The 13,125-nt window shown below is 59.2% G+C and carries 16 protein-coding genes; 10 read left to right on the top strand and 6 right to left on the bottom strand.

The genetic code is table 11. The features are described 5' to 3' along the window. The first annotated feature begins 27 nt into the window (after window positions 1-27). From ASD12_RS24725 to ASD12_RS24715, 3 genes are all read left to right on the top strand, one after another. The gene (locus tag ASD12_RS24725) at window positions 28-2,016 is read left to right on the top strand and encodes a BTAD domain-containing putative transcriptional regulator (RefSeq protein WP_056593381.1); all 1,989 of its coding nucleotides are present in this window, start codon (window positions 28-30) and stop codon (window positions 2,014-2,016) included. Window positions 2,017-2,133: 117 nt separating this feature from the next. Next, window positions 2,134-2,313, top strand: coding sequence for a hypothetical protein (locus ASD12_RS24720; protein WP_056593378.1), 180 nt, complete (start codon window positions 2,134-2,136; stop codon window positions 2,311-2,313). Between the two features lie 74 nt (window positions 2,314-2,387). After that, window positions 2,388-2,768, top strand: coding sequence for a YkvA family protein (locus ASD12_RS24715; protein WP_056592543.1), 381 nt, complete (start codon window positions 2,388-2,390; stop codon window positions 2,766-2,768). A gap of 76 nt (window positions 2,769-2,844) precedes the next feature. Here ASD12_RS24715 and ASD12_RS24710 read toward each other — a convergent pair whose 3' ends face one another. Beyond that, the gene (locus ASD12_RS24710) at window positions 2,845-3,387 is read right to left on the bottom strand and encodes a phosphatase PAP2 family protein (protein ID WP_056592540.1); all 543 of its coding nucleotides are present in this window, start codon (window positions 3,385-3,387) and stop codon (window positions 2,845-2,847) included. Window positions 3,388-3,424: 37 nt separating this feature from the next. On the opposite strand from ASD12_RS24710, the gene ASD12_RS24705 reads away from it, so the two are divergent. Together ASD12_RS24705 and ASD12_RS34690 are read left to right on the top strand one after the other, a co-directional pair. Continuing rightward, window positions 3,425-3,907 (top strand): DUF2127 domain-containing protein, encoded by a 483-nt coding sequence (locus ASD12_RS24705; RefSeq protein WP_056592537.1) that lies wholly within the window; start codon window positions 3,425-3,427, stop codon window positions 3,905-3,907. A gap of 187 nt (window positions 3,908-4,094) precedes the next feature. After that, window positions 4,095-4,250, top strand: coding sequence for a hypothetical protein (locus tag ASD12_RS34690; RefSeq protein ID WP_162252283.1), 156 nt, complete (start codon window positions 4,095-4,097; stop codon window positions 4,248-4,250). A gap of 81 nt (window positions 4,251-4,331) precedes the next feature. Here the strand turns inward: ASD12_RS34690 and ASD12_RS24700 are convergent, their stop codons facing one another. From ASD12_RS24700 to ASD12_RS24685, 4 genes are all read right to left on the bottom strand, one after another. Next, a complete protein-coding gene (locus ASD12_RS24700; protein WP_056592534.1) occupies window positions 4,332-4,874 on the bottom strand; it encodes a cytochrome b in 543 nt (180 codons plus the stop codon). A gap of 267 nt (window positions 4,875-5,141) precedes the next feature. Continuing rightward, the gene (locus ASD12_RS24695) at window positions 5,142-5,450 is read right to left on the bottom strand and encodes a UBP-type zinc finger domain-containing protein (RefSeq protein ID WP_056592531.1); all 309 of its coding nucleotides are present in this window, start codon (window positions 5,448-5,450) and stop codon (window positions 5,142-5,144) included. Then, the gene (locus tag ASD12_RS24690; RefSeq protein ID WP_056592528.1) at window positions 5,447-7,126 is read right to left on the bottom strand and encodes an FAD-dependent oxidoreductase; all 1,680 of its coding nucleotides are present in this window, start codon (window positions 7,124-7,126) and stop codon (window positions 5,447-5,449) included. Before ASD12_RS24690 ends, ASD12_RS24695 begins: the two co-directional genes overlap by 4 nt. A gap of 420 nt (window positions 7,127-7,546) precedes the next feature. Continuing rightward, window positions 7,547-8,581, bottom strand: a complete 1,035-nt coding sequence (locus ASD12_RS24685; RefSeq protein ID WP_156398650.1) for a hypothetical protein — start codon at window positions 8,579-8,581, stop codon at window positions 7,547-7,549. A 133-nt stretch (window positions 8,582-8,714) separates the two neighbouring features. Between ASD12_RS24685 and ASD12_RS24680 the strand changes: the two genes are divergently transcribed. From ASD12_RS24680 to ASD12_RS24670, 3 genes are all read left to right on the top strand, one after another. Beyond that, a complete protein-coding gene (locus tag ASD12_RS24680) occupies window positions 8,715-9,428 on the top strand; it encodes an SOS response-associated peptidase (protein ID WP_056592522.1) in 714 nt (237 codons plus the stop codon). A 167-nt stretch (window positions 9,429-9,595) separates the two neighbouring features. After that, window positions 9,596-10,537: a patatin-like phospholipase family protein gene (locus tag ASD12_RS24675; RefSeq protein ID WP_056592518.1), complete on the top strand. Its 942-nt coding sequence runs from the start codon at window positions 9,596-9,598 to the stop codon at window positions 10,535-10,537. A gap of 14 nt (window positions 10,538-10,551) precedes the next feature. Next, window positions 10,552-11,427, top strand: a complete 876-nt coding sequence (locus ASD12_RS24670) for a nucleotidyltransferase (RefSeq protein ID WP_162252284.1) — start codon at window positions 10,552-10,554, stop codon at window positions 11,425-11,427. A 10-nt stretch (window positions 11,428-11,437) separates the two neighbouring features. Here the strand turns inward: ASD12_RS24670 and ASD12_RS24665 are convergent, their stop codons facing one another. After that, window positions 11,438-12,151: a DUF4145 domain-containing protein gene (locus tag ASD12_RS24665; protein ID WP_056592512.1), complete on the bottom strand. Its 714-nt coding sequence runs from the start codon at window positions 12,149-12,151 to the stop codon at window positions 11,438-11,440. On the opposite strand from ASD12_RS24665, the gene ASD12_RS34430 reads away from it, so the two are divergent. Next, entirely contained in the window at window positions 12,150-12,494 is a 345-nt protein-coding gene (locus ASD12_RS34430) for a hypothetical protein (protein ID WP_156398649.1), read from the top strand. The two genes, ASD12_RS24665 and ASD12_RS34430, sit on opposite strands and share 2 nt — an antisense overlap. A gap of 242 nt (window positions 12,495-12,736) precedes the next feature. After that, window positions 12,737-12,916, top strand: a complete 180-nt coding sequence (locus tag ASD12_RS34685) for a hypothetical protein (RefSeq protein ID WP_056592506.1) — start codon at window positions 12,737-12,739, stop codon at window positions 12,914-12,916. The last annotated feature ends 209 nt before the right edge of the window (window positions 12,917-13,125 follow it).

The raw sequence follows: 13,125 nt of genomic DNA, 5'->3' as shown, positions 1-13,125 counted from the left end.
TCCGCACGATCGAGGCTGGACGGCGAGATGCCGGCGCTTTCCGTGCGCCTGCTCGGGGCGCTGGCGATCCTGCGCGACGGCGTGCCGGTGGCGCTGCCGGCGTCGCGCAAGCTGCGAGCGCTGTTCGCCTACCTGGCGCTGGCACCGCATCCGGCCGGCCGCAGCCGCCTGTGCGAATTGCTGTGGGACGTGCCGAACGATCCACGGGGCGAGCTGCGCTGGTGCCTGAGCAAGTTGCGCGGCGTCCTCGACGAGCCGGAGCGGCGCCGGATCTCCACACAGGGCGATACGGTCGCGCTTGACCTGGACGATTGCCATGTGGATGCGCTGGAGGTCGCCGGCGCGATCGCGCAAGGCAACAGTCACCTCGATGTCGAGCGGCTACGAGCGCTTGCCGGACTGTTTGCCGGCGATTTGCTGGATGGGCTGGAGGTCGAGCGCAGCCCTCATTTCAACAGCTGGCTGATCGCCCAGCGTCGCCGTTTTCACTCGTGCCACATCGCCTTGCTGGAACAGCTTGTCGCAAGCCTGCCGACGGATAGCCAAGAGGCGATCGTCTATCTCGACAAATGGGTGGAACTGGCGCCGTTCGACGGGCGTGCGCATGCAGCACTTCTGGCCAGTCTGGCCCGGCGCGGCGAGATCGGCGCGGCCGAGCAGCACCTGGCTTCGGCGGAACGATTGTTCCAGTCAGAGGAACTAGATTTTGCACCGCTTCGCGCGGCCTGGCGGGCAATCCGTGACCAACAGTCGGGCACCCCGCTCCAACCGCAGCCGGCCTGCCTGTCCACAATATCGCAGTTGATCGCGACGCCCTCAGATGCCGGCCCGGTCGAGCCCAGCCACGCTTCGCTGGCGGTGATGCCGTTTGTTGAAGAGACCGGCGCAGGCGGTGGATTGGCCGATGGTTTCACCCACGACATCATCACCCGCCTCGCCAAGCTCCGGGATTTCTTCGTCATCGCGCGCGGATCGGTGTTTGCGCTGGCCGAGAAGGACATCGCGCCCGAGGATGCCGGCCGCCGGCTGAATGTCGACTATGTCGCCACCGGAACGGTGCGCAGCCCGGCCGGCCGCCTGATTGTCAGCGTCGAACTGATCGAGGTGCGCACTGCCAGGATCGTCTGGGCCGAGACGTTCGAGCGCAGGCCCGACGACATCTTCACCGTGCTCGACGATATCGGCAACAGCATCGTTTCGTCGATCTCGGCCGAGATCGAAACGATGGAGCGTAACCGCGCCATGCTGAAGGCGCCCAGTTCGCTCAACGCCTGGGAGGCCTATCATCGCGGCCTCTGGCATATGTACCGCTTCACCCAGGCCGAGAACGAGCAGGCGAAGCATTTCTTTGACACGGCCCTGCAGCTCGACCCGACTTTTGCCCGTGCCTATGCCGGCCTGTCCTTCACCCACTGGCAGAACGCCTTCCAGCGCTGGGGCGACCGTGACCGCGAAAGCGCGCTGGCCTTCGAGAGCGCCGGCCGCAGCCTGCTGATCGATGACCACAATCCGGCAGCGCATTGGGCGATGGGCCGGGCGCTGTGGCTGCGCGGCGAGCAGGACAGTTCGCTGATCGAACTGGAACGGGCTGTGGACCTCAGCCCGAATTTCGCACTTGGCCACTATGCACTGTCCTTCGTCCACTCTCAGTCGGGCGACCCGCAGGCGGCGATCGGCTCCTCCGACCATTCGCGCCATCTGAGCCCGTTCGACCCGCTGCTGTTTGGCATGCTGGGGGCACGCGCCATGGCACATGTCCGGCTAGGCCAGTTCGAGGAGGCGGCCGAATGGGCGCTGAAGGCGGCGGCGCGGCCCAACGCGCACGCCATCATCCTGGCAATCGCGGCCCACTGCCTGGCTCTGGCGGGACGGCTCGACGAGGCACGCGGCTTTGCCGCCGCCATCCGCAAGACGCGGCCGGACTATCGCCTCGACGATTTCATCGGCACCTTCCACTTCGAGCCGGATGCCGTGGCGCTGTTCCGGCAAGGGGCAAGGCGGATTGGGCTGGGCTGAGGCCGGCGTATCGCCTGAGAATTTCGCCTCGATTCCGCCCGGTTAACACTATCGGAAGGGGTTGCTTAACCGTTCGCGGCTATGTCACGGCCCGGGGGGTGTGACAAAGTGAGTATGATGAGCAACAGCCCCGACAAGCGCAATGAATGGCGCGCCATATTTTACGTGCAAGCCCGCATTGCCATCCTGTTTGTCCCGGTGGTTGCAAGCCTGCTGATCATAGCGGCACTCGCCGGCAACGAACGCAAATCCGTTCCCAGCACGATCGACCCGACTGTCACGGGGTCGGTGCGATAGGACCATGTAGGGGCTCGCCGAGCATCTCCTGGCGTGCGCTATCGGGGCGTCATCATTTGGCGCTAAAGTCGCCAATGACCACGGCACTGAATGAATGGGCACGAACGATCAAGCGCGACGTGCATGCGCTCTACCTCGCCGCGCGTGATCCCCGAACGCCGTGGTACGCCAAGGCGCTTGCCGTGTTTGTCGCAAGCTACGCCTTATCGCCAATTGACCTAATCCCAGATTTCATCCCCGTGGTTGGCTATCTCGACGATGCGATCTTGATCCCCCTGGGCATCCTTGCCGTGGTCAGGATGATACCGCCTGAGGTCATGGCGGAACATCGAGAGGCCGCCGCCCTTGCCGTTGACAGGCCCGTGAGCCGCGGTGCGGCGGTGATCATCGCCTGTATCTGGGTCGCTTCGGTCGCGCTGGCGGGATGGCTGGGGTATCGATGCTTCGCTGGCTGACTTTGAAGTCGCGTCCGTAGTGTCGTGTGGAACCAGCTCAACTGCATACCCGAATGCGTCGTTGAGCAGCGCCGAGCTAGAGAATTTTGGTCACCAGTTTGTCCAACCGGGAGTTCTCGCGGTAAGCCAGTCGCACCACGATGGCACCCAGGACGCCGGTGACGGCCCCACCGACAACGTCGGTCAGGTAGTGCGTTCCGATGTAGATTCTCGACCAGCAGATCAGGAATGCCATGATAAAAAGCGCAATCGTCCGGCGCGGGAGACCTTGCATCGCAAAGGCCGCAACAATCGCAATGGCGGCTGTCGCGTGATCGGATGGGAATGACCAGTCGGCGCTGGGCGCAATCAACAGATGCGTCACGCCGGCATCGTAGGGCCGTATCCGATGCACGAACAGAAGAATGAACTGGTTGATCGCCAGACCGAGCAAGAACGCCAGACCGGCCGACACGGCCGCGTGACGAACATGGTAGCGGTCGACCTTCGCCCACCATTGCAGGACCACGGCCAGCACCATGAGGGGAACGCCGATTTGTGAGACGCCGATCATCGTTTTATCAAGAAAAGGGCTGATACCGGCCGCGGCATTTGCCCAGTGTGTTAAAGCCACATCCATTTGGCGTCGGTTTCCGTAGTTGATCGTGAGGTGGGTTTTGAAGCTCGTCGATGAACGTCGTATCCATCAGATTTTCGAAATCGGCGTCTGGCTCAAGGGCGCGCATGCCCTGATCGAATGCATCGGCGGGATCCTGCTCTATGTCGTCACCACCGATGCCATTGCCTCCTGGGTCAATGCTCTCACCCAGGAGGAATTGATCGAAGATCCGACCGATTTCATAGCTGGCCATCTGTCGCAAATGGCAAGCCATTTCTCGATCGCCAGCCAGGAGTTTTACGCCTTCTACCTGCTCAGCCACGGCCTCATAAAGCTGGCCTTGGTTGTCGGGCTTTTGAGAGGCAAGCTCTGGTCTTACCCGGCATCACTCGCGGCATTGGGCCTATTCATGGTCTATCAAGTCTATCGCTACTCATACACCCATTCGATCGGCCTGCTCGTCCTGACCGTCTTCGATGCGGTCGTCATGGTGTTGATCTGGCATGAGTGGAGGATCGTGAGACAGCACAAGCCGGCATGACAGTCGAACTGACGGCCTCGTCGCTGCTCCTGCACGCCGTCCGACGGAAACCCTCGATAGACCGCACAGCGGCCGGGCTGCAGACGCCCGGTCGCAGGGAGCGTCTTCTTTTGCCGGAACCCCACGCACCGTCGGACATTGTGTTCCAGGAAATCCGCTGGAGGAAATGATGACCAGAGCTCTCGACGTGAACCAGAACACCAAGCAAAACCCGAAGCATCCGCCGCAGCAACAGACCGGCGACGACCTGAAGAAAAAGAAGGTCGAAGGAAAGGCCTTCCAGATCAACGAGAACAGCGTGGACAACCCCGAGCCCGCCCCGGCGCCAACACGGCGAGACTGATTGAAGAAGCGCCTTGGGTCTATCTTCCCAAGGGAAAGCGCTATGCGTTTTTCCCGGGAAACAGTCTCACACTTTCACGGACTAGGCACCCGTGCCTTCCGGCAGCATTCGCTTGAGCACGTCGTCCTTGCGGATGAAATGGTGCCACAGCGCCGCGGCCGCGTGCACTCCGGCGAGGATGAGGATGGAATTGGCGCAGAGACTGTGCAGTTCCCTGACGAATTGGGCCGTGTTGCGGTCGGGCGAAACCGGAGCCGGGATAGTGAAGAGGCCAAAGAAACTCAACGCGTCGCCCCTGTACCAGGTCAGCAGGATGCCTAGAACCGGAATGGTCACGAGCAGCGCATAAAGCAGCAGATGCGCGATCTTTGCCGCCCATCGTTCAAGTTCCGACATTTCCGTCGGCAGCCCCGGCGTTCCCAGCGCCAGACGCAGGCCGACACGGATGACGACCAGCGCAAACAGCAGTAGCCCGAACGAAATATGTAACCACCAGACGATCGCGCGGCCGGGATCGCCGCGTGGAAAAAGCTCCTCCATATAGGTCAAGCCATAAAGGCCGACGACCAGCAGAAACACCGCCCAGTGAATGGCCTTTTGCGTGCTTGTATAGGTGGGGTGCATGCGAACCTTCCCGTTTTGAATGCTTCTAGACTAGCCGCGATCATGTCAAAGCTTTGTTCGGGAGACGATCCCTTTTGGGCGCGCTCAAGAACCCAGTGGCGATGCGCTGAAGAGAGCGTCCAGGATCGGGCTGCTGTGATCGTGAGCTGGCAGACCCTGGAACGGGCAACCTGTCAGTTCGCTGACAGCCGGGCATCGGGTGGCGATTATGCTTGGACAAAGAAAGGCCCGGCCGAACCGGGCTTTTTCCGGTCCGTAGGGCGGACCTCAATAAAAGCGCGGGATCGGACCGTTCTGCGGAGTCACGTCGTCGCCGAGGTCGACAAACACCTCGTCGACATAGCACCATGCCCAGCCTTCCGGCGGATCGTAGCCCTCGATGATCGGATGCTTGGTGGCGTGAAAATGCTTGGTGGCGTGGCGGTTGGGCGAGTCGTCGCAGCAGCCGACATGACCGCAGGTGCGGCACAGCCGCAGATGCACCCATTGCGACCCGCTCGTCAGGCATTCCTCGCAGCCGAGCGCGCTCGGCGTCACCTTTCTGATGTCGCGCGTGTGCCTGCATTCATCCATCATGGTCTCCCTGCCGTTTGAGGCGCGTCGGCGTTGCCGCGCGCGAGATATGCATGCAATGCCGCGACCACCTGGGCGCCTTCGCCGACAGCCGCCGCGACGCGCTTGACCGACCCGGCGCGGACATCGCCGATGGCGAACACACCGCTGCGGCTCGTCTCCATCTGCGCCGATCCCAGGTCCGATCCGGTGCGCACGAATCCCTTGGCGTCAAGCGCCACATCGCAGTTCGCCAGCCAATCGGTGTTCGGGTCGGCGCCGATGAACAGGAAGAGATGGCGGATCGGGCGCGTCGTTTCCGCGCCGCTGGCGCGGTTGCGCCAGCGCACTGTGCCAAGATTGCCCTCGTCGCCTTCCAGAGCCATGATTTCGGCCCCGGTCAGCACCTCGATGTTCGGTTGCGCCCTGATGCGCTCGACCAGATAGCGCGACATGCTGGCATCGAGGCTGCCGCCGCGCGCCAGCAGCGCCACTTTGCGCGCATGGCTGGCCAGATAGACAGCCGCCTGCCCGGCCGAATTGCCGGCGCCGACCAGCGCCACTTCCTGGCCCGCGCAAAGCCGGCTTTCGATGGGCGACGCCCAATAATGCACGGACGTTCCCTCGAACCGCGCCAGATTGGCGATGTCGAGGCGGCGGTAGCGCGCGCCGCTGGCGATCACCACGCTGCGCGTGCGCACCGTCTCGCCATCGCCGACATCGAGCCTGTAACGGGCGCCGTCGGTCGCAGCGCTCAAAAGCTTCGCCTCGTCCGGTATCACCATTTCGACGCCGAATTTCTGCGCCTGGTTGTAGGCGCGCGCCATCAGCGCCATGCCGGAAATGCCTGTGGGGAACCCGAGATAGTTCTCGATGCGCGAGGAGGCACCCGCCTGTCCACCGAAGGCACGGCAATCCAGCACGATGGTCGACAACCCTTCGGAGGCCGCATAGACGGCGGCCGCCAGCCCTGCCGGTCCGGCGCCGACAATGGCGACATCGTATAGTTTGTCCGCATCGATCGGCCGCAACAGGCCGATGCAGCGGGCGAGGTCCTTTTCGCCGGGATTCATCAGCAGCCTGCCGTTTGGACACAGCACGATCGGCAGATGATGGGGGTCGACCTCGAAGCGTTCAACCAGGGTTTTCGCGCAAGGATCGCTGTCGGAATCGAGCACGCGGTGCGGCTGGCCGCTGCGGGCGAGAAACCCCTGAAGCCGCAACACATCGGAATTGTCGACGGGACCGACGATGATCGGTCCGCTGGTGGCGCTTTCCAGCAGCCCGACACGGCGCAGGATCAGCGCGCGCATGATGCGCTCGCCGAGATTGGCCTCCTGCACCATCAGGTCGCGCAGCCGATGCGAGGCGATGACGATCGCCTCGACCGGTTCGGCGGCCTGCGCATTCACCAGAGAGGGACGGGCCGAAAGCTGCGCCAGCTCGCCGACAAAACTGCCCGGACCATGCGTGGCGATCGTTTCGCGCCGGCCAAGCCCGCCATCCTGGGTGATGTCCACGCTGCCGGACAGCACGACAATCAGACCGGGCGCCACATCGCCGGCCGTGACGATGTTCTCGCCGGCCGCATAGAAGCTGGCCTCGCCGAACCGGCGCATGCGATCGATGTCCGCCTGCGCCAAGGTGGGGAACGCCTGATCGCGACGCGCGCCGAAGATCGGATTGGTGGGTTGAGCCATGGTTTTGAGCGTAGCGAAGCGGCCGCGGAGTTTGAAGCGGTTTATTCAGCCCCTGGCCGGAAGGGGAGGTTGGTTGGCGGCAGCACACCGTCGTCATCCTCGGGCTTGACCCGAGGAGGCATTCCGTTGAGAAATCTGCTTGATCCCGTTGGTAGTCGGGAAAGATGGTGCCCAGAAGAGGACTCGAATAGCCGCTTCGCTAGCTCTTGATTTTATTGGATATTCGCTCAGTTCGTTTCGAGCTTGTGTAGCAGTCACGTATAGCATTTGCAGCACCGCTGCAACCAGCAAGTGCGCTATTGAAGGTCCCCAGCATGCGAGGACGCTCAGCCTGCACCAGCCGCCCAGTTGGACTTTTGCCGCAGCAAGGAAGAGCGGCAACTTAGGTGATGCTGAAGGCGCTTGCGACGGGCAAATGGTTCAGCGAATGACTTTGCTAGTCTCAGCGATGATTTTTGGGTTCGGTCCAATCGCGATTGTGTAGCTGAAGTGCGCCACGCCTTTTGCCTGCTTGTGTCTTGGCAGGCTTCGGACAACCCAGTCGTACGTGCCCGACACCATGCATCGCTCGTTAGCACAAGTGACCATAATGCTCTCGCTGTGGACATTATATCCCCGTTCGGGCCATCGTTGGAAATAGCTTCTCTTGTCGGCGACAATCGAGCTTAGCTCCGTTGGCTTTCCATAGTAGTCCACGATGGCGGCATAGGACGTTTGAACCTCAGCGATGGCCAACTCTGCATTGTTGCCGTGGCGTTCAATGAGCCCCTTGATGAAGGCCACCGCAGCGCTTTCCAGCTGCTGTTCGTTGGCGCTAGCTTCAGCTGGCGGCGGACTAGGCGTTGACGGGACCTGCGATGTGTCTACCGGCGGCTGAGTGGGGGTAATGTTGGTTACGCGCAGCTCAGTCATTTCACTGGCGGACAAATAGCGCATGTCGGACCTGTCATAGCTCAATGCTACGGCCATGAGCTTGGGGTCTACGCCCATCTCGGTCATATAAGACATAATATCGGCAGTGACGGCTTGAACATTCGCCACAGCTTCGTCGGCGGACATCCCACTGTCTGGGGCGAAGGATGAGCGATGAACGCCTATTGAGCCCGGATCTGCGACACGACGAACGCCACCCATGAAAGCCAACGAACAGGCCGACGCGCACTGCAACTGTCGAACTTGAAGCGTGTCCAACCCCGCTGCCCGGATCATACGTCCAAGCTGCATCGCGCTTCCGATACTTCCCCCCGCCGAGTCGAAGACGATCACCCTAGCCCCGCTGCTGGTGACAGCATTGCTAAATCTATTCAAAGGTTCATTGATCCCAAACTCGCCGGAAACGATAAGAAACGGGAGTTCGCCCGGGGACGATACCGGCTTGTACTCCAGGGCCGCAGCCGACCATGTTGCCGCCGCGATCATTGACGCAACAGCCAAAACTCTCAAAACTGAACGCATAACTGGCTACCCTGACCTGCCAACCAAGTAAGAGCCTTCTTAGTGAACTATTTCAAGATCCAATTGCGAAGGATCAATTTAGGGTCAAAGAACTCATTGAAACCTCAGTTATCGAGCGCGGGCTTTAGAAACAATGTGCAACCTCTACAACATCACCACGTCGCAGGAGGCCATCCGTCAGTGGACCCACGCCTTGCGGGACATCTTGGGCAACCTTGAGCCGTCCATCGACATCTATCCCAACACACCCGGCCCGGTGGTCCGCAATGCGTCGGATGGAGAACGAGAGCTTGCTAGGCTGCTCTGGGGAATGCCAACGCCCGCCGAGCGGGTCAAGGGCAAGGCAGATTATGGCACCACCAACATACGTAACCCTCAGTACGGTCATTGGCAGCAGTACGTTGGCGTCGAGCATCGTTGTGTAATACCTGTCACCAGCTTCGCGGAGCCGAGCCCTACGCCTGGCGACAAGGACCCAGAGACAGGCATTCAGCGGAATTATTGGTTCGCCTTGAACGAGGATCGACCGCTGTTCTTCTTCGCCGGCCTGTGGACGCGTTGGCAGGGGGTCCGCAAGGTCAAAGACGGCCCCGCCGAATTTGAACTCTATGGCTTCATGACAACCAAGCCCAACGCCCTTATCGCGCCGATCCACGAGAAGGCCATGCCGGTTGTTCTGAAGACGCAGGAGGAAACTGAAACCTGGCTGACTGCGCCATGGTCGGAGGCGAAGCGGCTACAGCGTACGGCACCGGACGATGCCCTTGTGATTGTCGAGAAGCCGGCCACGCAGATCAAGTTTCCGCAGGGGCCCGCAAACACAGATGACCAACTTCGGTTACTGTAGGGATCGCCCCGGCGGGACGAATGCAGTGAACGAAGTTCCCAGTGAAATCTCCAGTAAGGAGCCTCAGCTCCACTATTTGGGGATTGAGGACGTTTCCGCGGTTATAATCCTGTCTTTCGTCCAAATGGTTTGGTATCAATGGCAACACTCCTGCTTTACAGGTCAAGATGACCACAGAGCTTCCTAAAGATAGCCGGTTCCGAATACTCAGCCTAGACGGCGGCGGGGCGAAAGGCTTCTACACGCTAGGCGTCCTGAAAGAAGTTGAGGCCACGCTTGGAGGGCCGCTTTGCGACAAATTTGACCTTATATATGGCACCAGTACCGGCTCTATCATCGGGACCATGTTGGCCATCGGAAAGTCGGTAGACGAGATCCACGAGCTTTATCGAATGCACGTTCCAACGGTTATGAAACCTTGGTTGCCGAGCGAAAAAACGGCGAAGCTTGCTGAACTCGCGGTCGACATCTTCAAAGACCAGAAGTTTAATGCCGTCAAAACCGGCATCGGCATCGTAGCCACCAATTGGGTGAACGAGACGCCGATGATTTTCAAGGCCGACGCCGGGCAAGCACACGGTCGTCTTGCGACATTTGTGCCGGGTTTTGGTTGCACGTTGGCTGAGGCTGTCCAAGCATCCTGCTCCGCCTACCCATTCTTCAAAAGGAAGACCGTTAAGACCGCCGCTGGAGACGATATTGAATTAGGCGATGGAGGCTTTTGCGCCAATAATCCTTCGCTGTACGCGGTCGCTGACGCCGTTCAGGCGTTCAAGATCGACCGAGGTAACATAGCGCTCTTGAGCATTGGTGTTGGGATCTACCCGACACCCAAAGCCTTCCCGCTGGGCCTGACGTGGTGCTTAGGTAAACTCCCGTCAGTTCGCCTCCTCCAAAAGACGTTGGAGATTAACACGCAGTCGATGGAGCAGCTTCGCAAGGTGCTATTTGGCGACATCAGGACAGTTAGGGTCAACAACACGTTCGCGCAACCAGAGATGGCAACAGACCTTTTGGAACACGATCTGAGGAAGTTAAACATTCTCAGACAACGCGGGAGAGATTCATTTGCAGACTACGAGAGCAGTATAACGGCTTTGTTGATGTGATATTTGGGGGCACTATGGCAATTTCTGAGCAGCAGTTAAATACCTGGTCGACCCAGGGCTCTGTGACGCAATCGGCAGAGACTTATCAGGCGGTACGAAATGTACTCAACGATACCCGGTCACCATACCATCAGAAGAGCTTCAATATTTTCCTTCAGGGATCGTATGGCAATGCGACGAACATTTACTCCGATAGCGACGTCGATGTAGTCATTTGCCTGACATCAACCTACTACCACGATAAAGGCGACCTCTCGCCGAACGATAGAGTCGAACTGGAGCGCGTATTTGTCCCCGCGACCTACGAGTTGTCAGATTTCAAACGGGACGTTGCGAGTTGGCTGACACAACAGTTCGGGAATGGCGTAACCGGCGGTAGCAAGGCGATCTACATTCCCGGCAACAACTATCGCCGGGATGCGGACGTACTCGTCGCCGCCGAGCATCGAACATATTATTCACGCACCGGGTACAGGGAGGGCATCGTCTTTGAAACCAGTTCTGGTCGTCGCATAATCAACTACCCGCACCAACACTCGGACAATTGCACGAGCAAGCACCAGGCCACAAGCAATCGATTTAAGCCGATGGTTCGCGTACTAAAGAATATGCGCAATAAGATGATCTCTGACCACTATTTGGCCGAAGGGGTAGCACCATCCTATTATCTTGAAGGGCTCCTATCAAACGCGCCGAACATCTGCTTCGCCCAGAGGTTCCAAGACACCTATGAACACTCAATGACCTATTTGCGGGCTGCCATCCGTGACCAAATGATGTGCGCCAACGGCATCCATTATCTCGTGCGGGATAATTCCGACGTAAATTGGTCCAATGCAAGTTTCACCGCATACATGAACGCGGTAGACTCTTTTTGGAAAGCTAACTGAGCGCACGCTGTCAGACCGTGTATTTTCCCTTAGTGTCAGTCAATTTCTTGACAAGCCCCTTCATCTTTTCGCCGTGTTTGCCAACATAGTTTTTCAACCAGTCTTCATAAACCTCATAGGTGTCCAGGAGCGCTTCGCGAGTAACGTCGCCGTCATGGCTGCCGAGATTGCCGACCTCCCTCAGTGCGGTAAGCGTGTCTTTGTATTCCGGAGATTTCTCACCGAAGAGGTCTATTCGAGCGGCAAGAGTAATGAAGGCTCCCTTGTCTGTCTTAGCCGGGATGCCCTCGCTGTCCAAAATGCGTTCGACGCTGATCCGTAGCCGGTTGGCGGCGGAACCACGGTCTCCCCAGAAAGCGCTGAAAGACTGCTTGATGGCATTTTGGGCCGCGCTCGGCGTCGCCGGTGGAATGTTCATCAAAGGCGCGCCTGGTATCATGCTTTTGGGAACTAGAGACTCGAAGATAAACTGTTCGCTATCGTCGTCCGAACGGAACTCATTTGCCACCGTTTCGCCTATCATCGAAACGATATCGCCACACTTTGGCTGATCACAAACGAGCAAGCAGGAAAACCTGCCCCTATCCCATTCTGGTTCCCAGTCGGGATCGTCACGTGCGGCGATCACATCGGCCGAATAGCCGATCCTCAAGCTTTCTTTGTCAAGCGCGAGGTTTCCGCGACCGCACTTCGGGCACTGCCAGGGCGGCAGATGCTCTTGCATGAAATATTCGTCCCAAAAATTGCGAACGTTTGCCACGGCAACCCCACGGACAGCTAACGCCAATCGTTGCTTCGCGTTGGGTATCGTATTTCGCTTCAGATGTCGTGTGCCGTTAGTGAGCTACGACGTCATGGGGATGACTGCTTTTGACTCAGAGCGTCCCTCAATCCTCATCCCGCCAAACGACGCGCCGCACCGTCCTGATTTCAGCGAGCCGCCTGACTCGAATGCCATGCCGCTCTCGTGCCGATGGGTTTTGCGTCTCGGCGTGCATGAACTCGTTCTTGCCGCACCGTTTGCAACTCATTCTGCTCCCGACCAGCTCAGCCTCGATATCGCCTAAGATTTCCCTGAGGTCATCCGGCAGATACCAACGCTTGACGTTGCACAGCCCGCAACGGACTAGCACCAACTGCCCAATCTCATGGGCATTGCTGAGCCTCCATGCGCCGCCGCGCTTTCGTCTTCCACCAGTGTCAGGCATGACCCAAAATAGGAACTCATTCCTCTCGGGGTCAATCCGCTCTTGACATTTATGTTCTCTTTTTGTTCACTGTGGATATCTGAGCGTTTGGATCAATCGCTATGGCCAACATTGTGACACTCGACAGCCGCCAGGAGGCAGCTCTTCAAGCGGTCGCCGACAAGTTCGTTGCCGTACACAAGGGCAACGTAATGAAGGCGCTCAAGGAAATGATTGTTCTCAACGGTGGCCTTCAGGACCGCCTTGACACGCTCACTGCACCACGCCCCGCGACACGATAGGAGCGACCGCAATGAGCATCATGCATCTGGACGCGGCAGCCAAGGCCGAGTTGCATTCTGAGGCGGAGAAGCTCATCGCCCGGTACGACAGCCCGCTTGAGACCGTGAAGTGTTGATTGCCACTGAGAACTGACCCGGCAACCCAGGATATTTCCATCGAGAATTGACCCATGTTTGACCCTTACCCTGCGTTTTTTCAGCGGGGATTA

The organism is Mesorhizobium sp. Root102, assembly GCF_001425625.1.
Taxonomy (GTDB): Bacteria; Pseudomonadota; Alphaproteobacteria; order Rhizobiales; family Rhizobiaceae; genus Mesorhizobium.
This window is presented reverse-complemented; position numbering and strand designations above follow the sequence as displayed.